The sequence below is a fragment of the Ferrigenium kumadai genome (assembly GCF_018324385.1).
GTDB classification, from domain to species: Bacteria; Pseudomonadota; Gammaproteobacteria; order Burkholderiales; family Gallionellaceae; genus Gallionella; species Gallionella kumadai.
On the sequence record NZ_AP019536.1, the window covers coordinates 188,185 to 213,298 of the forward strand.

General features: G+C 62.3%; 20 protein-coding genes and 1 tRNA gene. 20 read left to right on the plus strand and 1 reads right to left on the minus strand.

Features of this window, described 5'->3' with window-relative positions:
- The first annotated feature begins 1 nt into the window (after window position 1).
- The 4 genes from FGKAn22_RS00840 (at window position 2) to FGKAn22_RS12610 (ending at window position 3,683) form a co-directional block, all read left to right on the plus strand.
- A complete protein-coding gene (locus FGKAn22_RS00840; RefSeq protein ID WP_212786114.1) occupies window positions 2-2,077 on the plus strand; it encodes a VC_2705 family sodium/solute symporter in 2,076 nt (691 codons plus the stop codon).
- A 21-nt stretch (window positions 2,078-2,098) separates the two neighbouring features.
- On the plus strand, window positions 2,099-2,914 hold the full coding sequence (gene ppsR, locus FGKAn22_RS00845; RefSeq protein ID WP_212786115.1) for a posphoenolpyruvate synthetase regulatory kinase/phosphorylase PpsR: 816 nt from the start codon (window positions 2,099-2,101) through the stop codon (window positions 2,912-2,914).
- Window positions 2,915-3,141: 227 nt separating this feature from the next.
- On the plus strand, window positions 3,142-3,378 hold the full coding sequence (locus FGKAn22_RS12485; RefSeq protein ID WP_246487420.1) for a hypothetical protein: 237 nt from the start codon (window positions 3,142-3,144) through the stop codon (window positions 3,376-3,378).
- Window positions 3,363-3,683 carry an REP-associated tyrosine transposase gene (locus FGKAn22_RS12610; RefSeq protein ID WP_425513847.1) on the plus strand — a complete coding sequence of 107 codons (321 nt, stop codon included), beginning with the start codon at window positions 3,363-3,365 and terminating at the stop codon, window positions 3,681-3,683. Before FGKAn22_RS12485 ends, FGKAn22_RS12610 begins: the two co-directional genes overlap by 16 nt.
- 97 nt (window positions 3,684-3,780) lie before the next feature.
- Here FGKAn22_RS12610 and FGKAn22_RS00855 read toward each other — a convergent pair whose 3' ends face one another.
- A complete protein-coding gene (locus tag FGKAn22_RS00855; protein ID WP_212786116.1) occupies window positions 3,781-4,707 on the minus strand; it encodes a LysR family transcriptional regulator in 927 nt (308 codons plus the stop codon).
- Between the two features lie 258 nt (window positions 4,708-4,965).
- On the opposite strand from FGKAn22_RS00855, the gene FGKAn22_RS00860 reads away from it, so the two are divergent.
- The 16 genes from FGKAn22_RS00860 (at window position 4,966) to FGKAn22_RS00935 (ending at window position 25,111) form a co-directional block, all read left to right on the plus strand.
- Entirely contained in the window at window positions 4,966-5,847 is an 882-nt protein-coding gene (locus FGKAn22_RS00860; RefSeq protein WP_212786117.1) for an RnfABCDGE type electron transport complex subunit B, read from the plus strand.
- An 8-nt stretch (window positions 5,848-5,855) separates the two neighbouring features.
- Complete coding sequence (locus tag FGKAn22_RS00865) at window positions 5,856-10,781, plus strand: 2-oxoacid:acceptor oxidoreductase family protein (protein WP_212786118.1); 4,926 nt, start codon at window positions 5,856-5,858, stop codon at window positions 10,779-10,781.
- 1 nt (window position 10,782) lies between these two features.
- Window positions 10,783-12,117, plus strand: a complete 1,335-nt coding sequence (gene rsxC, locus FGKAn22_RS00870) for an electron transport complex subunit RsxC (protein WP_212786119.1) — start codon at window positions 10,783-10,785, stop codon at window positions 12,115-12,117.
- Window positions 12,114-13,151, plus strand: a complete 1,038-nt coding sequence (locus tag FGKAn22_RS00875) for an RnfABCDGE type electron transport complex subunit D (protein ID WP_212786120.1) — start codon at window positions 12,114-12,116, stop codon at window positions 13,149-13,151. The genes rsxC and FGKAn22_RS00875 overlap by 4 nt, the downstream gene beginning before the upstream one ends.
- Window positions 13,148-13,819 (plus strand): RnfABCDGE type electron transport complex subunit G, encoded by a 672-nt coding sequence (locus FGKAn22_RS00880; protein ID WP_212786121.1) that lies wholly within the window; start codon window positions 13,148-13,150, stop codon window positions 13,817-13,819. The genes FGKAn22_RS00875 and FGKAn22_RS00880 overlap by 4 nt, the downstream gene beginning before the upstream one ends.
- Entirely contained in the window at window positions 13,816-14,451 is a 636-nt protein-coding gene (gene rsxE, locus FGKAn22_RS00885) for an electron transport complex subunit RsxE (protein ID WP_212786122.1), read from the plus strand. Before FGKAn22_RS00880 ends, rsxE begins: the two co-directional genes overlap by 4 nt.
- Window positions 14,448-15,032, plus strand: a complete 585-nt coding sequence (locus FGKAn22_RS00890; RefSeq protein ID WP_212786123.1) for an electron transport complex protein RnfA — start codon at window positions 14,448-14,450, stop codon at window positions 15,030-15,032. The genes rsxE and FGKAn22_RS00890 overlap by 4 nt, the downstream gene beginning before the upstream one ends.
- Window positions 15,029-15,214 carry a chemotaxis protein gene (locus tag FGKAn22_RS00895; protein WP_212786124.1) on the plus strand — a complete coding sequence of 62 codons (186 nt, stop codon included), beginning with the start codon at window positions 15,029-15,031 and terminating at the stop codon, window positions 15,212-15,214. The genes FGKAn22_RS00890 and FGKAn22_RS00895 overlap by 4 nt, the downstream gene beginning before the upstream one ends.
- Window positions 15,215-15,274: 60 nt before the next feature.
- A complete protein-coding gene (gene ppsA, locus FGKAn22_RS00900) occupies window positions 15,275-17,650 on the plus strand; it encodes a phosphoenolpyruvate synthase (RefSeq protein ID WP_212786125.1) in 2,376 nt (791 codons plus the stop codon).
- Window positions 17,651-17,924: 274 nt separating this feature from the next.
- Window positions 17,925-18,001: transfer RNA gene (locus tag FGKAn22_RS00905), tRNA-Arg, on the plus strand.
- A gap of 426 nt (window positions 18,002-18,427) precedes the next feature.
- Window positions 18,428-19,294 (plus strand): putative selenate ABC transporter substrate-binding protein, encoded by an 867-nt coding sequence (locus tag FGKAn22_RS00910; protein ID WP_246487421.1) that lies wholly within the window; start codon window positions 18,428-18,430, stop codon window positions 19,292-19,294.
- Between the two features lie 2 nt (window positions 19,295-19,296).
- Complete coding sequence (locus FGKAn22_RS00915) at window positions 19,297-20,115, plus strand: phosphonate ABC transporter ATP-binding protein (protein WP_212786126.1); 819 nt, start codon at window positions 19,297-19,299, stop codon at window positions 20,113-20,115.
- Between the two features lie 12 nt (window positions 20,116-20,127).
- Window positions 20,128-20,961: a PhnE/PtxC family ABC transporter permease gene (locus tag FGKAn22_RS00920; RefSeq protein ID WP_246487422.1), complete on the plus strand. Its 834-nt coding sequence runs from the start codon at window positions 20,128-20,130 to the stop codon at window positions 20,959-20,961.
- 1 nt (window position 20,962) lies between these two features.
- Window positions 20,963-21,760, plus strand: a complete 798-nt coding sequence (gene phnE / locus FGKAn22_RS00925) for a phosphonate ABC transporter, permease protein PhnE (RefSeq protein WP_212786128.1) — start codon at window positions 20,963-20,965, stop codon at window positions 21,758-21,760.
- A gap of 253 nt (window positions 21,761-22,013) precedes the next feature.
- Window positions 22,014-22,751, plus strand: coding sequence for an ABC transporter ATP-binding protein (locus FGKAn22_RS00930; RefSeq protein WP_212786129.1), 738 nt, complete (start codon window positions 22,014-22,016; stop codon window positions 22,749-22,751).
- Window positions 22,748-25,111: an ABC transporter permease gene (locus FGKAn22_RS00935; protein ID WP_212786130.1), complete on the plus strand. Its 2,364-nt coding sequence runs from the start codon at window positions 22,748-22,750 to the stop codon at window positions 25,109-25,111. The genes FGKAn22_RS00930 and FGKAn22_RS00935 overlap by 4 nt, the downstream gene beginning before the upstream one ends.
- Window positions 25,112-25,114: the final 3 nt, after the last annotated feature.

Genomic DNA, 25,114 nt, shown 5'->3' on the forward strand with positions numbered 1-25,114 from the left:
GATGGCCGGGCCGTTCTTCTCGCAACTCAAGCGCTACTACTCCCTCTACGCGGGGGGCTTCATCGGTTTCGTCGTCATGCTGGCCATCCTCGAGCAGATGGGGGTGCCCAACGTGGTGCTGGGTTACTTCCTCCTCGGTGCGACGGTGCTGCTGTATGCGGGCATCGGCATCCTGTCCAGGACATCCGATGTCTCGGAATACTACGTGGCGGGGCGGCGCGTCCCGGCGTTCTTCAATGGCATGGCGACCGCGGCGGACTGGATGTCGGCCGCGAGTTTCATCGGCCTCGCGGGCACGTTGTATCTCTCCGGTTACGACGGACTGGCCTTCGTGATGGGCTGGACCGGCGGCTTCGTCCTGGTGGCGTTGTTGCTGGCCCCGTACCTGCGCAAGTTCGGGCAGTACACCATCCCCGACTTCCTCGGCGCGCGCTACGGCGGCAACCTCCCCCGCACGGTCGGCGTGTTCGCGGCCATCCTGTGCTCGTTCACCTATGTCATCGCGCAGATCTACGGCGTGGGCCTGATCGTCAGCCGTTTCACCGGTCTGGATTTCGGCGTCGGCGTGTTCGTCGGTCTGGGCAGCGTCCTGCTGTGTTCCTTCCTCGGCGGGATGCGCGCCGTGACCTGGACGCAGGTGGCGCAGTACGTCATCGTGATCGTGGCTTTCCTGATCCCCGTGATCTGGCTGTCGGTGAAGCACACCGGCAACCCTGTGCCGCAGGCGGCTTACGGTTACGTGCTGGAGCAGGTCACGGCGCGCGAAAAGGTGCTGAACGATCCGGCCACGCAGGACGGCGCGCGCGAGGCGCAGGTGCGTGCCATCTACAAGCAGAAACAGGAAACGGCCGAGGCCAGGCTGAAGGCGCTGGAGAGCGGCGGCGCTGCATGGCTGGCCGAAGAGAAGGCGAAGCTGGTCAAGGCGGCGGCTGAACTGAAGGCACATCACGATGCAGATCCCAAGGCGATAGCGGTGGCCGACAAGGCCGTGGCGGAGTTCCCGGCGGGTGTCGCTGCCGCACGCAGCCTGTGGCGAGCGGAGGCCGAATCGGCCAAGGCCAAGGCGGGGCCGATCGCCGCCCATGCCGAGCCGTTCGCGGGCGACGAGGAGACCAGCGACAAGAAGCGCAAGAACTTCATCGCGCTGGTGCTGTGCCTGATGGTCGGCACCGCCGCATTGCCGCATATCCTGATGCGCTTCTACACCACGCCGACGGTGAGGGAAGCGCGGCACTCGGTGTTCTGGGCGCTGCTCTTCATCACCCTGCTGTACATCACCGCACCCGCGCTGGCCGTGCTCGCGAAGTACGACGTGTATACCCTGCTGGTGGGATCGAGTTTCTCCGAGCTGCCGAGCTGGGTGTCGGCCTGGGCCTCGGTGGACAAGTCGCTGATGAGCGTGACCGACATCAACAAGGACGGCATCGTGCAGCTGGCCGAGATCACCATTGGCGGCGACCTCATCGTGCTCGCCACGCCCGAGATCGCGGGCCTGCCTTACGTGGTCACCGCGCTGGTGGCGGCGGGCGGTCTCGCCGCGGCGCTGTCCACCGCGGACGGTCTGATGCTGACCATCGCCAATTCGTTGTCGCATGACGTGTACTTCAAGATGATCGATCCGAAGGCGCCGACGAAGCGCCGCTTGTTCATCTCCAAGGGGCTGTTGTTGGTGGTCGCGGCGTTCGCGGCCTACATCACCTCGCTCAAGCCGGGCGACATCCTGTTCCTGGTCGGCGCCGCGTTCTCGCTCGCCGCTTCCTCGTTCTTCCCCGCATTGGTGCTGGGCGTGTTCTGGAAGCGCGCGAACAAGACAGGGGCGATCCTCGGCATGGTCGGCGGTCTGGTCACGTGCATGACCTACATGTACATCACCTACCCGTTCTTCGGGGTGAACGCGCCGCTGTGGTGGGACATCAACCCGGTCGCGGCCGGCATCTTCGGCATGCCGGTCGGCTTCGCCGGCATTATCATCGGCAGCCTGCTGACCGCCGCTCCGCCCCGGGAGGTTCGGGAGCTGATCGACCACGTGCGCTATCCCAACCTGGAAAGCGATGGCAAGACTGGAACTGCACAATAGGGATCATTCGAAGCAACGACCATGACGATTTCAAAACGCACCATCATCTACGTGTCGGACGGCACGGGCATCACCGCAGAGACATTGGGGCACGGCCTGCTCGCCCAGTTCCAGGGAGTCGAGTTCCGGCCCCTGCGCTTCCCCTTCCTCGACAACGAGGAAAAGGCCAGGGATTGCCTCGCGCGCATCAACGAAGTGGGGCAGCGCGAAGGCGTTCGTCCCATCGTCATCATGACGCAGACCAACCCCGATCTCAGCGCGATCCTGCACAAGGCCGACGCATTCTTCATCGACCTGTTCGATACCTTCATCGCTCCGCTGGAACAGGAGCTCGATTGCAAATACACGCGCGCCGTCGGGCGTTCGCACGGACATGCCAATCCGGATTACAACACGCGCATCGCGGCGATGAATTTCGCACTGGCGCATGACGATGGAGTGTCGGATGCCGACCTGAAGAATGCCGACATCATCCTGGTAGGCGTGTCGCGCAGCGGCAAGACGCCGACCAGCCTCTACCTTTCCCTGCAGTTCTCGCTGAAGGCCGCCAACTACCCGCTGATCCCGGAAGACTTCGAGCGCGACCAGTTGCCGTCGAGATTGCAGCCCTACCGCGGCAAATTGTTCGGCCTGACCATCGAGCCTGAACAGCTGCACCGTATCCGCCACGAACGCCGTCCGAACAGCAAGTATTCATCGCTGGAAAACTGCCGCTACGAGGTCGCCGCGGCAGAGCGCATGATGCGCCGCGAAGGCATCAAGTGGTTCGACACCACGTCGAAGTCGATCGAGGAACTGGCCGTGCAGCTGATGCAGGAGCTCAATCACGAGCGGTGAGCGGGAGTTGGATGATGGGTATCGCTGCGCTAACCAGCGACTTGGCTGATGTCGTTTGTCAGCCTAGTCGATTGGCTATGCAGGGCTCAACCCATCCTACAGGCGATGCTGATGACAAATGGATCGATGGCGGTTTGTAGGATGGGTTGAGCGCAGCGATACCCATCATGCGTTCTGCTCCAACAGAGCGCCGTTGAACATAACGATACCCATCGTTATCATGCCGCATGACCAACTACCGCTGCAGCGACATCGCCGGAGCGAGTTACTTCTTCACGGTGAATCTTGCAGACCGGTCGCAATCCCTGTTGACCGACAACATCGCGCTGTTGCGCAGCGCATTCGAATACACCCGTGAGCGTCATCCATTCTCCATCGATGCTGTCGTGATTTGCCGGATCACCTTCACGCAATCTGGACGTTGCCAGAAGGCGATAACGATTTCGCGTTGCGCTGGCGGTTGATCAAGACGGTATTTTCACGCGGTTTGGCGCATGGCGAATACCGTTCGGAAAGCCGGCAAAGCAGGGGTGAGCGAGGTGTATGGCAGCGGCGATATTGGGAGCATCTAATCCGCGACGAGAACGATTTCTCGCGGCATGTCGATTACATCCACATCAATCCCGTTAAGCATGGTTTGGTGCCACGGGTGGCCGATTGGCCGCATTCGTCGTTTCATCGATTCGTGCGAACGGGCATTTTGCCGATGGATTGGGCGGGTGATGCGGGAGTAGATTGGGAGTGCGGTGAGCGTAAGCCAACCACGTAGGATGGGTTGAGCACAGCGATACCCATCACCAATTCCATCGGTCGCCAGCGATGGGTATCGCTACGCTCAACCCATCCTACGGATGCTACAGATGCTTCTACTGCATCGGCCTCGTCCCATACACCTCGTGCAATATCTCCACGAAGCGCCGCGCCTGCGGTGACAGGAACTTGCCCTTGCGCAGCACCAGGCCGTAGCCGCGCTGCGGGAAGTATTGCTTGAGCGGGATGCGCACCAGCTTCTCGGTTCCGGTGAGGCAGATGTCGGTGACGATGGAGATGCCCATGCCGAGCTCGACGTATTTCTTGATGACTTCCCAGCCGCCCGCTTCCAGCGTCACGGTGAAGTTCAGGTGGTGTTGCTGGAACACGTATTTGACGATGTTCCAGGTGGAGAGGTGGCGCGGCGGCAGGATCAGGCCGTAGAGGCTGATCTCTTCCAGCGTGACTTCGGTCTTCCCCGCCAGCGGGTGTCCCAGCGGCACGATCAGCACCGGGTCGAAGAATGCGACGGGCTGGTAGGTGATGTCATCGGGCACGTCGAGCATGGAGCCGACCACCAGGTCGACCTCGTCGGCGCGCAGCATCTTCAGTCCGTCGCGGCCGGTCACGTTGTGCATCTTGGTATGGATGCCCGGATGCGCGGTGACGAAGCGTTTTACCGCCTCCGGCAGGACGTACAGGATGGTGGATTCGCCGGCGCCGATGTTGAGTTCGCCGGATTCCAGCTTGCCGTGCAGCGCGGCGAAGTTCTCCTCCAGGCTGTCTACGCCTTCCACCAGCGGCTTCGCCAGTTCGTAAAGGGTCTCGCCGTCCGGTGTCAGTTTGAGCACCGGGCCGCGCCGTTCGAATACCGTCACGCCCAACTCGCGCTCCAGCGCCTGGATCTGCAAAGTCACCGAGGGCTGGCTCAGGAACAGTTTCTGTGCGGCCAAAGTGACGCTGCCCGAGCGGACGACCTCGCAGAACGCACGCATCTGCTTGAGGCGATTGTGTTTGTAATAGCTCTGTTTGTCCGAATTCATCTTCGCGCCTCCGTATTGGATTTCAATTATTGCATTTATTAATACTCAAGATTGAAGCAATCTTTTCTTAATACTTAAAATTGAAACTATTGATTCGCTCAGGAATTGTATCTTGATTTAGTCTGCGCTCCGCAAAGACATTATTCACCAAAGGGTGTTGTTAATCACCCGAACGCCCGGCAGGGCGTTCATGAGTGAAGCGTCAGAGAGCCATATTTTAGGCCCTTTGAACGAATTTATTGAAGTGGGGAGAGTGGATTGGAAGCAGCATACAGCGTGGCAGTCACGGGAGCGTTCATGGCCGGCTTGGGCGGCCTGCTGGCGCTTTTGCTGGCTATTGCCAGCAAAAAGCTGTACGTGTTCGAAGACCCGCGCATCGACCAGGTCGAAGAGCTGCTTCCCCACTCCAATTGCGGCGCCTGCGGTACGGCAGGCTGCCGCAACTTCGCCGAACAGGCCGTGGACGGCAAGATCGAGCCCGGTCGCTGCACGGTTAATACTCCCGACCAGAATCATAAGATTGCCTCATTGCTGGGTGTCGCCCTGGGCGATATCGAGAAGCGGGTGGCGCGTCTCGCCTGCGCGGGCGGCAAGCATGTCGCGAAGATGCGCGCAAATTATGCAGGACTCTCATCCTGTCGCGCCGCTTCCGTGGCGGGCGGTGGCGGCAAGAGCTGCGCCTGGGGCTGCCTTGGGATGGGCGACTGCGCCGACGTGTGCGACTTCGACGCCATCACCATGGACAGCCACGGACTGCCGGTGGTCGACGTGAACAAATGCACGGCCTGCGGCGACTGCGTCGACATCTGCCCGAAGAACCTGTTCTCCATCCAGGGTGTGTCGCACAAGCTGTGGATGGCCTGCCGCAACGAATCCGATCCCGATACCGCCGAAGCCGCGTGTGAAGTGGCTTGCACCGCCTGCGGGCGCTGCGTGATGGACGCCGCCGATGGGCTGATCCACCTCGAACGCAACATCGCCGTGATCGACTACGCCAGAAACGAAACCGCCAGCAAGGCGGCCATCGACCGCTGCCCTACCGGAGCCATCGTCTGGCTCGAGGGCGACCGCATCGTCAAAGGCAAGTCCGCCAAAAAGATCATCCGTATCGAACCATTACCTGTCGCAGCAGAAGCCTAGGAGACACCATGTTCAACAAACTCAAACTGTTCAAATCGACCGAGGCCGGCGCAGGCGCCGACGGCGCTCGCACCAAGGTCAAGTATCCCGGCACGCGCGACGCCATCGACGGCAACACAGCCGTGATCCTGGTGGAGCGCGAGGCTTCGCAGGGCGCGGGCGCTTATCCCATCACGCCATCCACACAGATGGGCGAGTACTGGGCGGAAGAGGTCGCCAAGGGCCACCTCAACGCGGCAGGCAAACCGCTGATCTTCGTCGAGCCGGAATCGGAACATGCCGCTGCGGGCGTCACCGCCGGCCTGTCGATGACCGGTCTGCGCGCGGTGAACTTCACCTCGTCCCAAGGCCTGGCCTTCATGCACGAGTCGCTGTATTCCGCCGTCGGCAAGCGCCTGCCCTATGTGCTGAACCTCGGTTGCCGTGCCATCACCAAGGCATCGCTGAACGTGCACTGCGCACACGACGACTATCACTGTGCCGACGACACCGGCTTCATCCAAGTGATGGCGAAGAACGCGCAGGAAGCTGCCGACCTCAACATGATCGCGCGCAAGACCGCCGAGTTCGCGCTGACCCCGGCCATCGTGGCGCAGGACGGCTTCCTCACCACGCACCTGATCGAGCCCATGCTAGTGCCGGAGAAGGAACTGATCGCCGAATATCTGGGCGATGCCGACGACATCATCGATACGCCGACGCCCGCGCAGCAGATGCTGTACGGCCCGAAGCGCCGCCGCGTGCCCTCCAACTGGGATGTGGACAATCCGATGCAGACCGGCGTGGTGCAGAACCAGGACGCCTACATGCAGGCCGTGGCCGCACAGCGTCCGTACTTCTTCGACCATATCCCCGCGCTGTTCGACAAGAACGCCGAAGAATTCCAGGCGCTGACCGGCCGCAGTTACAAGCGCGTCGATGCTTATCGTTGCGACGATGCCGACTACATCCTGCTCGGCCAGGGCAGCATGACGGTGCAGGCCGCTGCCGTCGCCGACTGGCTGCGCGAGCATCGCAAGATCAAGGTGGGCGTGATCAACATCACCATGTTCCGCCCCTTCCCCGGCGACCTGCTGGGCCAGGTGCTGAAAGGCAAGAAGGGCGTAGCCGTGCTGGAACGCACCGACCAGCCGCTGTCGGAAGACCTGCCGCTGATGCGCGAAGTGCGTTCCACCATTTCCAAATGCGTCGAGAACGGCAGAGAGATTTCTCATGACGGTTATGCCGCCTACGAAAGTGCCAAGGACATGCCGTCGCTGTACTCCGGCTGTTACGGCCTGGGTTCGCGCGACCTGCAACCGGAAGGCCTGATCGCCGCCGTGGAGAACATGCTGCCCGGCGCTGCGCACCGCAAGTTCTATTACCTGTCCGTGGATTTCGTGCGCGACGAGTCGGCCAATCCCAAGCAGGAGATACGCCAGCAGGAACTGCAGACCGCCTATCCCGGCATCAAGGACCTCGCCCTGCGCGGCTCCGAGAATCCCAACCTGCTGCCCAAGGGCGCTATCGCCGTGCGCATGCACTCGATCGGCGGCTGGGGCGCGGTGACCACCGGCAAGAACCTGGCGATGACGCTGTTCGAACTGCTAGGCTGGGACATCAAGGCCAATCCGAAATACGGCTCGGAGAAGAAGGGCCAGCCGACCACCTACTATCTGTCGGCCGCACCCGAGCCCATCCGCATCAACTGCGAATACACCCACGTCGACGTGGTGATGTCGCCGGACCCGCAGGTGTTCGGGCACACCAACGCGGTAGAAGGCCTGAGCCAGGGCGGCGTGTTCATCATCCAGAGCAACCTGGACAGTGCCGAGGCGCTGTGGGAGACCTTCCCGATGCGCACGCAGCAATACATCGTCGACAACAAGATCCGCGTGTTCTATCTCGACGCGTTCAAGATCGCGCGCGAAGAATCCAGCAATCCCGACCTGCAGCTGCGCATGCAGGGCAACGCCTTCCAGGGCGCGTTCTTCCATGCATCCGACGTGAAGGATCGCGCCGGCCTGAGCGAGGAGACCCTGTTCACCGCCATCGAGAACCAGCTCGAAGCCAAGTTCGGCAAGAAGGGCAAGCGCATCGTCGAGGACAACCTGCGCGTGGTGCGTCGCGGCTACGAGGAGCTGCACGAGATCGCACCGGAACAGATGAAAGTCGGCCAGCGCGCAAAGGCGGCAGCCAAACCTGCGCCCAGCCTGCCCGTCATGCTGAAGTCCATGCCCGAAGGTGACGGCGGTCTTGCCGACATCCATCGCTTCTGGGAGCAGACCGGCAGCTTCTACATGAAGGGCGAGGGCTCGGACAACCTGGTCGATCCGTTCATCGGCCTGTCGGTTATCCCAGCCGTGACCGGCGTATACCGCGACATGACGGGCGTGCGCTTCGAGCATCCGGAATGGAATGCAGAAAACTGCACGGCCTGCGGCGAATGCTTCACGCAGTGCCCGGACAGCGCGATCCCCGGTTTGGTCTCGACCACCACCGACGTGCTCAACACCGCGATCCAGAAGATCGAGATCGGCGGACGTCCGACGCGTTTTCTGCGCAAGTTCAGCCGCGTCATCGACAAGAAGCTGCGCAATGCACTGGATAAGGACGGGCTGGATGTGCGCGCGCTGCTTTCCAACGCCATCACCGAAGCCTTTGCCGAAGATCCCACGCAGGGAGAAGATCGCGGCCGTCTGGAAGCCGAACTGAACCTGCTGCGCGAAACCATCGGCGGCTTCAAGTTCGCCACCACCAAGCCGTACTGGACGCAGAAGGAGAAGAAGGAAAAGGGCGCCGGTGGCCTGTTCTCCATCACCATCAACCCCTACACCTGCAAGGGCTGCGCGCTGTGCGTGGACGTGTGTTCCGATAACGCTTTGACCATGGTCACGCAGACCACGGAGAGTGTGGAAGCGATGCGCGACGACTGGAGCTTCTGGCTCGACCTGCCGACCACGCCGCAGCAGTTCAGCCGCATCGACGACCTGGACGAGAAGGTCGGCGCGCTGGAGACGCTGCTGCTGGACAAGCACAACTACATGTCCATGGTCAGCGGCGACGGCGCGTGCCTGGGCTGCGGCGAGAAGGGTTCCATCCACCTGTTCACCAGCACCGTCACCGCGCTGATGCAGCCCCGCGTGAAGAAGTTCGTCGCCAAGCTCGACAAGCTGATCGGCGAGCTGGAGAACCACATCCGTCTGAAACTCAGCAGCACTGTCGATCTCACCGACACACAGGCACTGATGCAGGCAATACAGGCCAACAAGGGGCACGACCTGACGCTGGCGAACCTGTCGGAAAGCTTGCTGGAAAAACAGGCTGGCCAGCCCATCGACCCGCAATGGCTCCGCCGCGTGACGCAGATGCTGGAGAAACTCAAAGACCTGCGCTGGCGCTACATGGAAGGCCCGAGCAAGAAGGGCCGCGCCGAGATGGGCGTGGTGAACTCCACCGGTTGCACCTCGGTGTGGGCGTCGACCTTCCCGTTCAACCCGTATCCGTTCCCGTGGACTTCGCACCTGTTCCAGGATTCGCCGTCGGTTGCGATGGGCGTGTTCGAGGGTCACATGGCCAAGATGGTGGAAGGCTTCAAGACCGTGCGCCAGGTCGAGATGGAACTCGCGGGCGGATACGAGCCGAGCGAGAACGACAAGTTCTTCGCCCGTTTCAACTGGGAGCAGCTGAGCGATGAAGAATGGCACCTGTGCCCGCCCGTGGTGGCGATGGGCGGCGACGGCGCGATGTTCGACATCGGCTTCCAGAACCTGTCGCGTGCCTTGATGTCCGGCAAGCCGGTCAAGATCCTGATCGTCGATACGCAGGTGTACTCCAATACCGGCGGCCAGGCCTGCACCTCCGGCTTCATCAGCCAAGTGGCGGACATGTCGCCCTACGGCGCGAGCAAGCAAGGCAAGACCGAGAAGCGCAAGGAGATCAGCGTCATCGGCATGGCTCACCGCACTTCGTTCGTGATGCAAGGCTCACTGTCGAACGTCACGCACCTGCTGGAAAGCTTCATCGACGGCCTGAACAGCCGCCGCCCGGCGCTGTTCAACGTTTACGCGGTGTGCCCGCCGGAACACGGCGTGGGCGACAACAGCGCCGTGGCGCAAAGCAAGATGGCGGTCGAGTCGCGCGCCTTCCCGCTGTTCCGCTACAACCCGGATCTCGGCGTGACCTTCTCCGAGTGCGCGACGTTGGAAGGCAACCCGTCGCTGGATTCCGATTGGGTGAGCTACAACCTCGAGTATGTGGACGAGACCGGCGCGAAGAAGTCGATGACGCTGCCGATGACGTTCGCCGATTTCGCGCTGTCCGAAGGCCGCTTCGCAAAGCAGTTCAAGAAGGCGCCGCCGGAGACCTGGAACGACGAGCAGGTGCTGCTGGGCGATTTCCTGAAATTGTCCGAAGACGAGCGCGACGGCAAGTTCCCGTTCATCTGGTCCGTGGACAAGAAGAACCGTCTGATGCGCGTGCTGGTGTCGGCCGAGATGGTCCGTTCCTGCGAAGAGCGTATGCAGTTCTGGCAGCAACTCAAGGACGTGGCCGGCCTGGGCCGCGCTGCCGGTGCAGCCGATGAGACAGCCATCGCCAACCGCGTGCGCCAGGAACTGATCCAGAAGCTCTCCGAAGGCCTCGGCATCAGCTCCAGCGATGCGCCCCAGCCGGTTGCAGCCGCGCCCGCCGCATCTGCGGAAGGTTACGAGGCAGCATGGGTCGACACGCCGGAATGCACGGCTTGCGACGAATGTATCAACATCAACCCGAAAGTGTTTGGCTACGATGAAACGAAAAAAGTCATCATCCTCAACCCGAAGGCGGGCAGCTTCCTGGATCTCGTTAAAGCGGCGGAAAAATGCACTGCCGGTGTCATCCACCCCGGCACGCCCTGGAACCTGAGCGAGCCGAACCTGGACAAGCTCAAACAACGCGCGGCCAAGTTCAACTGACATGCGACTGCCATTCTTCCATCGCGCAGCGACCTTCGAGCACGGCATCCATCCGGTCTACCACAAGGAGACCGGGGCGCTGCCCATCCGCAGGTTCCCCTTCGCGCCTAAGCTGATCGTGCCGCTGTCGCAGCACATCGGCAAACCCGCCTTGTGTTGCGTGAGCGTCGGGCAGGAAGTGCTGCGCGGCGAAGTCATTGCCACCGCGGACGGCACGATGTCGCTGCCGGTGCATGCGCCCGCCACCGGCGTGGTGGAAGCGATCGGTCTGATGCCTGCGGCCAACGGCAAGATGGTGGAGTCGGTCACCATTCGCGTGTACGAGGCGGACGGTCAGGAAGTAAGGGTGAGTGCGCCTCGCGACATCGAGGCCATGGACAAGGAAGAACTGCTGGCCGCGATCCAGCAGACCGGCATCTCCGGTCTGGGCGGCGCGACCTTCCCCGCGCACGTCAAGCTCAATCCGCCTGCGGACGCGGTGATCGACACGCTGGTGGTGAACGGCGCGGAGTGCGAGCCATTCCTCACCTGCGACCACCGCGTGATGGTCGAGCGCACGCAGGACCTGATCCGCGGCATCCGCATCGCGATGAAGGTCAGCGGCGCGCCGCGCACGGTGATCGGCGTCGAGGACAACAAGCCGGACGCCATCGCAGCGATTCGTGCCGCATTGCCCGCCGACGGCAGCATCACTGTCCAGGCGCTGGAGACCAAATATCCGCAGGGTGCGGAAGACACCATCATCTATGCGTTGCTCGGCCGCGAGATACCCGCCGGGCAACGTCCCGCTTCCATCGGCGTGCTGGTGAACAACGTGATGACGCTGGCTTATCTCGGCCGCCTGCTGCCCGCGGGCGAGGGCATGGTCGAGCGCGTGCTGACCGTCGCGGGCCCAGCCGTGAAAAAGCCCGGCAACTACATCGTGCCCATCGGCACGCCGCTGCGCTTCGTGCTGGAACAGGCCGGTGCGCGCAGCAGCGCGAAGGAGATCATCCTCGGCGGCCCGATGATGGGCATGACCGTCTCATCGCTGGATGTGCCCGTCACCAAAGGGACATCCGGGGTGCTCGCTTTCGCCGAATCGACAGTTGAGGCGCAACGCACCTATGCCTGCATCAAGTGCGGCGAATGCGTGAACGTGTGCCCCAAATTCCTCAATCCCTCGCAACTGGGGCTGCTTGCCGCGAAGCGCGAATACGAGCTGATGGCCGAACAGTTCAATCTGGACCGCTGTTTCGAGTGCGGCTGCTGCAGCTATGTCTGCCCCTCGCACATCCCGCTGGTGCAGCAGTTCCGCATCGCGAAAGCGGTCAATAGAGAAAAGGCGGCAGCATGAGTATGGAACTGAGAACTTCGCCGCACCTGATCAGCGACCGCAGCGTCGAACGCATCATGAAGCACGTGGTGCTGTCGCTGTTGCCGATCTGCGCCTTCTCGGTGTGGCAATACGGTTTGTCGGCGCTGGCCTTGCTGCTGGTCGTGACCGCGACCTGTCTGCTCACCGAGCGCCTGCTCAACCGCGCATCCGGTCAGGCGAGCACGCTGAACGACTGGAGCGCCACCATCACCGGCATCCTGCTGGGGCTGACGCTGCCGCCCGCTTTCCCGCTGTGGATGGGCGTGGTGGCCGGCTTCGTGGCAATGGCCATCGGCAAGGCGCTGTTCGGCGGCCTGGGCAATAACGTGTTCAACCCGGCGTTGATCGGCCGTGCCTTTGTGCAGGCCGCGTTCCCCGTCGCGATCACCACTTGGGTGCCTGCATTCTCCGCGCAGCGCTTCAGCGAGTTCGTCCCGACGACACTGACCGCGCCATTGATGATGCCCCCCGACATCGTCGGCTGGGTCAAGCAGCAAGGCGTGGATGCCTTCACCGGCGCGACGCCGCTGGCGCGCTGGAAGTTCGAGAACGTGACCGCCTCGGCGCATGACCTGCTGACGGGTGTGGTGACCGCTTCCGCCGGCGAGACTTCGGCCATCCTCATCCTGCTGTGCGGCCTGTACCTTGCCGCGCGCAAGTTCATGGACTGGCGCATCCCCGTCGCAGTGCTGGCTTCGGCTGCGTTCACCGCCTGGATGTTCCAGTTGTACGACCCGACCCACTATCCCGCGCCGACCTTCGTGTTGCTGTCCGGCGGCCTGATGCTGGGCGCGGTGTACATGGCGACCGACATGGCGACCTCGCCCGTGACGCCCGTGGGCGTGTGGATCTACGGCGCGGTGATCGGCGTGGTGACGGTGATGATCCGCTACTTCGGCGGCCTCACCGAAGGCGTGATGTACGCCATTCTGCTGGGCAACGCGCTGACACCGTTCATCGACCGATATACGCAGCCGCGCGTGTTCGGCACCCGTCAGCGGAGGAAATCATGAGCGAACCGGCACAGATCCAGGTTACGCCCGGCAACAAGATGATCGCCACCATGGTGCTGGTCGCCAGCATCTGCGGCGTGCTCATCGTCGGGGCGTTCGAGAGCACACAGGATGCCATCGCCGACAACAAACGCATCACGCTGGAGCGCGCCGTTTTCAAGGTGCTGCCGGGTGCGGCGAGCGTGCGCGAATATGTGGCGACCACGGCCGGCATCCAGCCGCTTTCGGGTGCAGTGCCCGAAGGCGGCGTGAAGTTCTATGCCGCTTACGACCAGGCCGGAGCGCTGAGGGGCATCGCGGCCGAGGCGGCAGGAAAGGGTTATGCCGACACCGTGCGTGTGCTGTACGGCTATGACGCCAAGTGTCAATGCATCATCGGCATCGGCGTGGTGTCCATGCGCGAGACGCCGGGCATCGGCGACAAGATCATCACCGATCAGGCTTTCCTGAAGAACTTCGAGGCGCTCGATGTGCGCGTCAACACCGAGATGACGGCACTGGCGAACGCGGTGAAGGTCGTCAAGCACGGCACTAAGACCAGTCCGTGGCAGATCGATGCCATCGCGGGCGCCACCGTGACTTCCAAGGCGGTCGGGCGCGGCATCAACGAGAGCGCGCAGAAACTGTTGCCAAAACTGGTCCCACATATTGGGGAGTTGAAACCATGAGCCTGACCAAACAAGCCGACGAAGGAATCACCTTCGACACCTTCATGGAAGGCGTGTGGCGCCAGAACCCTGTGTTCGTGATGGTGCTGGGCATGTGCCCGACCCTGGCCGTCACCGTGTCCGCGGAGAATGCCATGTCGATGGGTATCGCCACCACCTTCGTACTGGTCAGCTCCTGCCTGCTGGTTTCGATGATCCGCAACCTGGTGCCGAAGGAAGTGCGCATCGCCACCTACATCGTGATCATCGCCACCTTCGTGACGCTGGTGGATTACCTGATCCAGGCGGTGAGCCTGAAGCTGTACGAGGCGCTCGGCGCATTCATCCAGCTGATCGTGGTGAACTGCATCATCCTCGGCCGCGCCGAGGCGCATGCCTCGAAGAATCCTCCGCTGAAATCGGTGATCAATGCGCTGGGCATGGGTGTCGGTTTCACCATCGGTTTGCTCGCGCTGGGTGCAACGCGCGAGATCCTGGGGGCGGGTAAGCTGTTCGGCATCAGCCTGTTCGGCGAGCACTTTCAGCCCTGGGTGGTGATGGTGCTGCCGCCGGGCGGGTTCTTCGTGCTGGGCGGCTGGCTGCTGCTGTTCTCCCTGCTGCGCAGCCGCAAGGAAGCGAGGGCTGAAGCATGAACGACTCCCTGAGCCTGATCTTCATCAGCACGCTGCTCGCCAACAACTTCGTGCTGGCGACCTTCCTCGGACTGTGCCCGTTCCTCGGCGTGTCGGGGCGCCTGGGTACGGCCTTCCCGATGGGCGTAGCGACGACGTTCGTGATGCTGGTGGCATCGCTGTGCGCCTATGGGCTGAACCTGCTGCTGAGCTATTTCCACCTCGACTTCCTGCGCCTCATCGCCTACATCGTGGTGATCGCCTCGTCGGTTCAGCTGGTGGAGATGGTGATGAAGAAATACAGCCCCGCGCTGTTCCGCGCGCTGGGCATCTATCTGCCGCTGATCACCACCAACTGCGCGGTGCTGGGTGTGGCGCTGTTCCAGACCGCGCGCGAATACAGCCTCTCGCAGTCGCTGATCTTCTCGTTCGCCGGCGGCGCGGGCTTCACGCTGGCGCTGGTGCTGATGGCCTCGCTGCGCGAGCGGCTACAGCTCGCCAACGTGCCGACACTGGTGCAGGGCACGGCGCTGTCGCTGATCCTCGCGGGTTTGTTGTCGCTGACCTTCATGGGCTTTGCCGGATTGGGAGCGGGAGAATGATCTACCTCAAGACCGTATTGATCGTGTTCGGCCTGTTCGCGGGATGGCTGGTGGTACGTGCCCTCGCACGCCGTTTTGCTGCGCGTCACCCCGAGTTCGGCGCGCTGCGCGAGGAAGGCGAAGGCTGCGGCTGCGGCAACCACCGCTGCGGCGAAGCGCAGTGCAAGCGGACCGCGCACTGAAGGATTTTGCCGAGAGATTCGGCGTTTGAAGAAATGTAGTTCAATAAACAGGAGAAGGCTATGCAACCCTACGTCATTCCATTCCAGTCTCTGGGAATAGCGGACATTCCCGAGGTGGGCGGAAAGAACGCTTCACTCGGCGAGTTGATTTCCAACCTGAGCTCGTCAGGCGTTCAGGTGCCGGGAGGCTTCGCCACCACGGCGCAGGCCTATCGCGATTTCCTCGCGAACGACGGACTGGACAAGCGTATCGAGCAGACGCTGGAAAGCCTGAACGTGGACGACGTCACGGCGCTGGCCGAGGCGGGGCGCAAGATCCGCGGCTGGATCGTGGAGGCACCGCTGCCTCAGCGCCTGGAAGAGGAGATCCGCAGCCACTACGCGAAGCTCTCCGCCGAGGGCGAGGGCAGCTTCGCGGTGCGTTCCTCGGCCACGGCGGAGGACCTGCCGGACGCATCGTTCGCCGGCCAGCAGGAGACCTTCCTCAACATCCACGGCATCGACAACATCCTGCACGCGATCCGCGAAGTCTTCGCCTCGCTGTACAACGACCGCGCGATCTCCTATCGCGTGCACAAGGACTTCACCCATGCCGACGTGGCGCTGTCCGCGGGCGTGCAGCGCATGGTGCGCTCCGACCTGGGCGCGTCCGGCGTGATGTTCACGCTGGACACCGAATCCGGCTTCCGCGACGCGGTGTTCATCACCTCGTCCTACGGCCTGGGCGAGATGGTGGTGCAAGGCGCGGTGAATCCGGACGAGTTCTATGTGCACAAGCCGCAGCTGGCCGCAGGTTTCCCGGCGGTGATCCGCCGCGCGCTGGGCTCCAAGCAGCAGCGCATGGTGTTCGACGAGCAACGCTCCGCCGGACGTTCCTGCCGCATCGAGCCGGTGCCGGCCGCCGATCAGTCGAAGTTCTCGCTGAACGATGAAGACGTGCTGCAGCTGGCGCGCTACGCTGTATCCATCGAGCAGCATTACGGCCGTCCGATGGACATCGAGTGGGGCAAGGACGGGCTGGACGGCAAGCTGTACATCCTGCAGGCGCGCCCCGAGACGGTGAAGTCGAATGCGGGCAACGGCGGCACGGAGAAGTACCGTCTGCAACAGCGCGGCGACGTGCTGGTCGAGGGCCGTGCCATCGGCCAGAAGATCGGCGCGGGCCGCGTGCGCATCGTCGAAAGCACCGCCGAGATGGACAAGGTGCAGGCAGGCGACGTGCTGGTCACCGACATGACCGACCCGAACTGGGAGCCGGTGATGAAGAAGGCCTCCGCCATCATCACCAACCGCGGCGGGCGCACCTGCCATGCTGCGATCATCGCGCGCGAGCTGGGCATCCCGGCCATCGTCGGTTGCGGCCACGCCACCACCGCGTTGCAGGACGGCGAGACCGTCACGGCTTCCTGTGCCGAGGGCGATACCGGCTATGTGTATCACGGCAAGCTGCCGTTCGAGGTGGTCGTGCACAACGAGGACGAACTGCCCGCCATTCCGGTCAAGCTGATGCTCAACGTGGGCAACCCCACGCTGGCGTTCGAGTTCGCGCAACTGCCGTCCGCGGGCGTAGGCCTGGCGCGTCTCGAGTTCATCATCAACAACCTGATCGGCATCCACCCCAAGGCGGTGCTGGAGCATGACAAGCTGCCGGGCAAGTTGCATGACGCCGTGTTGCAGCGCGCCGCGGGCTATGCGAGCCCGGAAGAGTTCTACGTCGAGAAGATCACCGAGGGCGTCGCCACGCTGGCCGCGGCGTTCTGGCCGAAGAAGGTCATCGTGCGCATGTCCGACTTCAAGTCGAACGAATACCGCAAGCTGATCGGCGGCGAGATCTACGAGCCGATGGAAGAGAACCCGATGATCGGCTTCCGCGGCGCGGGCCGCTACGTCGCGGCGAACTTCAGCGATTGCTTCGAACTGGAATGCCGTGCGATGAAGCGCGTGCGCGAGAAGCTGGGCTACACCAACGTCGAACTGATGATCCCGTTCGTGCGCACGGTGCAGGAAGCGAAAGACGTGGTTGCCACACTGGCGAAACACGGCCTGAAGCGCGGCGAGAACGGCCTGCGTCTCATCATGATGTGCGAGATCCCGTCCAACGCGTTGCTGGCGGAAGAGTTCCTGCAGCACTTCGACGGCTTCTCCATCGGCTCCAACGATCTGACCCAGCTCACGCTCGGTCTGGATCGCGACTCCAGCCTGGTGGCGGACCGTTTCGACGAACGCGATGCGGCGGTGAAGGCCTTGCTGAAGATGGCGATCACCACCTGCAACCGCCTGGACAAATACGTCGGCATCTGCGGACAAGGCCCATCTGACCACTTCGATTTCGCGCAGTGGCTGATGGATGCCGGCATCCAGACCATGTCGCTCAATCCCGACACGGTGATCGAGACATGGCGCAGGTTAGCCGAGAAAGGAAATCCCAAGCCTTAAAACTTGGCGACTACGGCAGCCGGGGAGTGGTGATCCCGGCTGCCGTACCTCCCTGCCGGACACGCAATGCGTCCGGAATCACCGGTAGTACTTCCTCTCCCCCTCTCCCGTTCCACTCTCCCTTTTTGGGGAGAGGGGGCTTTTTCCCTTGTCTCTGCAGTTCCGGATTTCCTCACGTATTTACGAGCGTGCGCAACGGTTTGTCTGTGTCGCGGGCTGGATTTGCGTTGGACTGAACCGCCAAAAAACGCTATGCTGCGCGCCTTCAAGCAATGCGCCCGTAGCTCAGTTGGATAGAGTATTGGTTTCCGAAGCCAAGGGTCACAGGTTCGACTCCTGTCGGGCGCGCCACATATTCAAAAGGCTTATTTCTCAATGGAATAGGCCTTTTTTATTTCCATCGTCAACACAAACGTGTGTCCAAGTTCCTTCGAAAATGGCACGAGACGTGGCATTCGGCGCGATCACTTCTGATAAACTCCGCCCCCGCTGTCGTACCTGTTTCGTGTTGGCTTGCCGTAACGCCGTTTCATTTGTTAAGTGAATCGGGTCAGACGGCCTGCGAGTGGCTGACACCAACCGGGGCGATGGTATGTACCGTATCAACGCGCTGCCACTGTGCAGGTCAGCAGATCCTATGAGGTGCGAAGCTTCGCCTTACTTCAGCAGTGAGGAGCGGGAGCTTTTTCCATGCATGAACGATGCGTGGGAGTATCTTCATTTCTGTCCTTTCCTCGCATGGTCCTGGCTGCGCCCACTTTTCATATAGGGGCAGTTATGACTTCAAAAAACATCAGATCACTCTTCGCAACCGTATTCGCGTCCATAGCGCTCTTGTCGGCCAGCCTGTCTGTGGCGGAACCGGTCTTGCGCGTGTCCGCGATCCCGGACGAATCGCCTACCGAGTTGCAGCGCAAGTTCAAGCCCATGGGCGAGTATCTGGAAAAGAAACTGGGCATGAAGGTGGAGTTCACCCCCGTTACCGATTACGCCGCTTCGGTGGAAGGTCTGATCAACAACAAGCTGGACCTGGTGTGGTTCGGCGGTTTTACCTTTGTCCAGGCCAAGGTGCGCAGCAACAACAAGGTGATCCCGCTGGTGCAGCGCGAGGAAGACGAGAAATTCAAGTCGGTGTTCATCACCACGCGTAACGACATCAAGACGCTGCAGGACCTGAAAGGCAAGACATTCACTTTCGGTTCCGAGTCTTCCACTTCGGGTCATCTGATGCCCCGTTCCTTTTTGCTGGCGGCCAACATCAATCCGGACACCGACATGAAGCGCATCGCCTTTTCCGGCGCACATGATGCGACGGTCGCTGCCGTGGCAGGCGGCAAGGTGGATGCGGGAGCGCTGAATATCTCCGTATGGGAGAAGCTGGTGTCGCAGGGCAAGGTGGACGCCAATGCCGTTCGCGTGTTCTACACCACCCCTGGCTACTATGACTACAACTGGACGGTGCGTGCCGACATGGACCCGGCATTGCGCAAGAAACTGATGAACGCCTTCCTCGCGCTGGACAAGAACAATGCCGGCGACAAGGAGATCCTCGATCTGCAACGCGCATCGCGATTCATTCCGACCAAGGCGGAGAATTACGGTGCGATCGAAAGCGCGGCGCGCAACGCAGGCCTGCTGAAGTAAGCATGTCGTTCGTTTTACGTGGCGTCAGCGTGCGCCATGCGTCGGCCGAGCGCAGGGATACTTCTCACGCCCTGAGCGATGTCAGCCTGTCGATCGATCAGGGCGAGCAGGTCGCCCTGATCGGCCCATCGGGCGCGGGCAAGACGACCTTGCTGCACACCCTGGCCTGCGCGCATCCGCCTGTATCCGGTGAGTTTTCCGCTTTCGGTGTGGAGCCGTGGGCCATGAAGCATACCGAGCGTCATGCACTGCGTGCGCGTCTGTTTCTCGCTCCGCAGACTCCCCCGTTGCCGCCACGGCAACGCGTGGTGACTGCCGTGCTGGCCGGATGCTTGCCGCAGTGGAGTTTCTGGCGATCCATCGCATCCCTGATCAGGCCGAGCGATGCCGGGGCCGCATACGATGCGCTGGCGCGCTTCAACCTTCAGGACAAACTGTATGCGCGGGTGGACCGCTTGTCGGGCGGCGAGCGGCAACGTTGCGGGCTGGCGCGCCTGCTGGTGTCCAAGGCGGATGCATTTCTGGTGGATGAGCCGCTTTCCGCGCTCGACCCCGCGCTGTCACTGCAGACGCTAACCACCTTGCAGCAGGAAGCTGCGGCTCGCAACGCCACACTGGTCTGCAGCCTTCATCAGGTCGAGCTCGCGCTTGGAAATTTCCCGCGCATCGTTGGCCTGCGTGATGGCCGCATCGTCTTCGATGCCCCTCGTGCAGAGGTGACCGATGCGATGATCGCGGCGCTGTACCGCAACGCGAGGCACGACGAAGATGGCGATCATGCTGTCCAACAATCGCCGGAAGGCGTCTGCACGCACTGCTGATCCTAGATGGGCATGTCCGTCAACGCCTCTCATCACTATCCCGATCCTGCATGGCGAGGTCGTGTCACGGCTACGCTTGTCGCGCTGATATTGCTGTGGCCCATGCTGGTCGCCAGCGAGTTCAAGCCGTGGATATTGCTGGATGAGCAAAGCCTTGGGGCGACCTGGAACTTCCTTTCCGGCTTCTTCCCGCCCGCGCATTCGAGCGAATTTCTGTCGCTGATCCTGGAGGCCACCTGGCAAACCGTTGCCATCGCAACGGCGGGTTTGACGCTGGCGCTGCTGGGCGCGGTTCCGCTGACGTTGCTGGCGACGGAATCGTTGTCGGTCTCGCGCCTGGAATCCGGCCGCATGCGCCTCGCCAGCGCCGCAGTCAGGCAGGCGGCCCGCTGGCTGTTGGTGCTGCTGCGCAGTGTGCCGGAACTGGTCTGGGCATTGCTTCTGGTGCGTATCGTCGGCCTGGGACCGACGGCCGGCGTCTTGGCCATCGCGCTGACCTACAGCGGCATGCTCGGCAAGGTCTATGCGGAGATCCTTGAGTCATCCGAATCCCATGCCACACAGTCGCTGCTGAAGAACGGCAGCGGCCGGCTGGCCGCATTGTTTTATGGTGCCTTGCCGGCATCTGCTTCCGAGTTGGTGTCCTACACCACTTTCCGCTGGGAGTGCGCGATCCGCGGTTCGGTGGTCATGGGATTCGTCGGGGCCGGCGGGATCGGCCAGCGCATGGATGAGTCGATGAAGATGCTGGCAGGCGATGAGGTCTCCACGATGTTGATCGTCTTCGTGCTGCTGGTGGCTTGTGCCGATCTGGTCAGCACTTTCCTGCGCAAGCGTCTGGGCTGATATGAATAAACGCCGCCCGTCTCCGCCGCCTGTCGTCGAGCCCGCCACCGTCGTGTTGCTGGTCGGGATATTGGCGCTGGTCTGCGCCAGCTTTTACTCGCTGAGCATCAAATGGGGCGAGCTTTTCACCGCCGATGCAGTGCGTTCAAGCCTGGAGTTTCTGCGCGGTTTCACGCCGCCGGAATTGGCTGGGCCTTTCCTGGTGAAGATCGCAGAGGGCATGCTGGAAACCCTGTCCATGTCTGCACTGGGAACGGCCATCGCATTCGTGTTCGGTATCGCACTGGCATTGCCGGCCAGCGGAAGGTTCGGCGCCGTCGCCCGCCCGCTCATTCGCCTGGCACTCAATATATTGCGATCGATTCCCGAGCTGGTCTGGGCCGTCATATTGCTGGTTGCCGCCGGGCTAGGGCCATTCGCCGGCACATTGGCACTGGCCGTGCACACCACCGGCGTGCTTGGCCGCCTGTTCGCCGACGCGTTCGAGAACCTGCCGTCCGCGCCGGAAGCTACCCTGCGCATCAACGGCGCAAGACCGATGGCCGCATTCTTTTACGCGGCATTGCCGCAGGTCTCGCCGCAACTGATGTCCTACACGCTGTATCGCTGGGAGAACAATATCCGCGCCGCGGCCATCCTGGGGGTGGTCGGTGCCGGCGGGCTGGGGCAGATGCTGAAATACCACCTTTCCTTGTTCCAGATGCAGCAGGCCGCCAGTGTGATCTTCGCGATGCTGTTGATGATCGCCGCGGTGGATGGAATCAGCTTCTGGCTGCGACGCAGATTGACCGGCAACTAGATGTCGCAGCCCTCAGTCGGGTGATGCCGAAATTCGGTTAATCCCGCTGAAAATACTGGTATCTTGGTATTGCGGTTATGACTTGGCAGTTCAATCATCAACAACGATGAGACCGTTATAGGGCGCCGTTTGCACTATGGTATTCGTGGCAAGTCGCGCTCGTTCTCCTTGTTCCGGTCACCCTGAAGATGTCATGTCCGATATAGTGGTTTTTAAATAGTCAGAGTATTCCTGTGAGTTAGGTAGATCGCATATGACTGATTCGGACAAAAACGCTGCAACGGCCTCGCGCCCGATCTTCGAGGCGCGCGGCCTCACCAAGGTCTACCAGATGGGCGAGGTGCAGGTGCAGGCCTTGCGCGGGATCGATCTTGACCTGTACGCCGGTGAGTTCGTCGTGTTGCTGGGGCCATCGGGGAGCGGCAAGTCGACCCTGCTCAATATCCTGGGCGGACTCGATACGCCGACCACAGGATCGGTGAGGTATGCCGACCACGACCTCACCCTGAACGACGATGCTGCGATGACGCATTATCGCCGCTCGCATATCGGCTTCGTGTTTCAGTTCTACAACCTCATTCCCAGCCTGACCGCGCGAGAGAACGTCGCCCTCGTCACCGAGATCGCCGAAAACCCGATGACGCCTGAGGAGGCGTTGGGGTTGGTGGGGCTGGCTCAGCGCGTCGATCATTTCCCGACCCAGATGTCCGGCGGCGAGCAGCAGCGCGTAGCGATCGCGCGCGCCGTGGCCAAGCGTCCCCAGGTGCTGCTGTGCGACGAGCCGACCGGCGCTCTCGATGCCCAGACCGGGGTGATGGTGCTGGATGTGATCGCGCGGGTGAATCGGGATCTGGGAACGACCACGGTGGTGATCACGCACAATGCGGTGATCGCGGCGATGGCCGATCGCGTGGTGTATCTCGGCGACGGCCTGGTGGCGCGCATCGAGCGCAACGAATACAAGAAACTCGCCACGGAACTCCGCTGGTGAAGGCGCTCGACCGCAAACTCTGGCGTGACCTGTGGCAGATGAAGAGCCAGGCGCTGGCCATCGCCCTGGTGGTGATGTGCGGCGTCGGCACCTACATCATGTTCCTCACCACGCTGGGGGCGTTGCGTGCGACGCAGGAAAGCTACTACCGCGAATACCGCTTCGCAGGGATATTCGTCACGCTGAAGCGCGCACCCGAATCGCTGCGCCAGCGCGTACAGGACATCGACGGCGTGGATCGTGTGGAGACGAGGGTGGTGGCCCAGGTGCGCCTCGACATGCCGGCGTTTGCCGAGCCGGTGACCGCGTTGATGGTGTCGGTCTCCTCTGGCGGTCGTCAGGGCCTGAATGCGCTGCACCTGAGCGAGGGGCGCCTGCCGGCACCGGGGCGGCCTGACGAGGTAGTGGTGAGCACGCCCTTTGCCCAGGCGCATGCGCTGCAGCTGGGAGACCGCTTTTACGCCATCCTCAATGGGAGGCGTCAGGCACTGACCATGGTGGGCACCGCACTGTCGCCTGAATTCGTCCAGCAGTTGCGTCCCGGCGGAGTATTCCCGGATTACAAGCGCTATGGCGTGATGTGGATGGAACGCCGTGCCCTCGGTCAGGCCTACGACATGGACGGTGCGTTCAACGATCTGGCCCTGAGCCTGCGCCCGGGTGCCGATATCCAGCACGTCATCGACCGCGTCGACGAGCTGGTCAATCCGTACGGCGGGCTGGGCACCTATGAGCGCAAGGATCAGCGCTCGCACCGGTTCCTGAGCCAGGAGCTCGATCAGCTCGGCGTTCTTGCGAGCCTGTTCCCCATCATGTTCATGGGCATCGCCGCTTTCCTGCTCAACGTGGTGATCGGGCGACTGGTGGCGATGCAGCGCGAGCAGATCGCCACACTCAAGGCCTTTGGCTACAGCAATATTGCGGTACTGTGGCATTACCTCAAGATGGTCTCGGTGATCGTCGGGCTGGGCATCGTCAGCGGCACCGCGCTGGGGGCGTGGCTGGGCAAGGTGCTCTCCGGCATCTACATGGAGTTCTATCACTTCCCCTATCTGAAATTCAGCCTGCAGCCGGACACGGTGCTGGAAGCCGCGGTGGCCAGCCTGCTGGCGGCGGGGGCTGGGACGGTATTCGCGGTATGGCGGGCTGTGGCCTTGCGCCCGGCGCAGGCGATGCGTCCCGAGCCGCCGGGCAGCTATCGCGAGACCTGGGTGGAGAAACTGGGCCTCAAGCGCTGGCTGTCGCAACCCGCGCGCATGATCATCCGCCACATCCAGCGCCGGGCGCTGAAATCCATGCTCACCCTGCTGGGCATCGCGATGGCGTGCGGCATCATCATCACCGGCCTGTTCCAGCGCGACACGGTCAGTTACATGGTGAACCTCCAGTTCGGCATGGCCCAGCGCGAGGATATCTCGGTGACCTTCACCGACCCCACTGCCTACCGCGCCCGCTTCGATCTTCTCGGATTGCCGGGCGTGCAACACGTGGAGGTGTTCCGGAACGTGCCGGTGCGGCTGCGCCACGGCCATCTCAGCTATCGCACCGGTATTCGGGGTGTCGAGCCGGGTGGCGATATCCAGCGCCTGCTCGACACCGACCTCAGGCTGGTCGCGTTGCCAGCCGACGGCATCCTGCTTACCGACTTTCTCGCCAGGCTGCTGGACGTGCGCGTCGGAGACCGCGTGACGGTGGAGGTGCTGGAAGGCAACCGGCCGGTGCGCGAGGCCACCATTGCCGGGGTGGTGCGAGAGTACCTGGGGGTGTCGGGCTATATGGATCTCGCCGCACTGAATCGCTTCATGCTCGAAGGCCCTACCATCTCCGGCGCCTATCTCAGCGTGGACAGCGGCCAACTGCAGTCGATTTATGCGCAACTGAAAGGTATGCCCCGCATCGCCGGCGTCGCCGAGCGTGTGCAGGAGATACGCAATTTTAACCGCGTGATGCGGGACACCATGTTGTTCTTCACCTACGTGGCCACCGTGTTCTCCGTGATCATCGCCTTCGGCGTGATATACAACAGCGCGCGCATCGCGCTCACCGAACGCGGCCGTGAACTCGCCAGCCTGCGGGTGCTGGGCTTCACCCGCGCGGAGATTGCCTACATCCTGCTCGGTGAACTGGGTATCCTGACGCTGTTGGCCATTCCTTTGGGCCTGTGGATGGGCGATTGGATGTGTTATTACATCGCGCATAGAATGCAGACTGATCTGTTCCGTGTTCCCGTGATACTGGTGCCGCGAACCTATGCCTTTGCCGCAGTGGCGGTGCTGGTTTCCGCGATACTGTCGGGTCTGGCGGTGCGCCGCCGGCTGGATCAACTTGACCTGATAGCCGTCCTGAAGACGGCGGAGTGACGA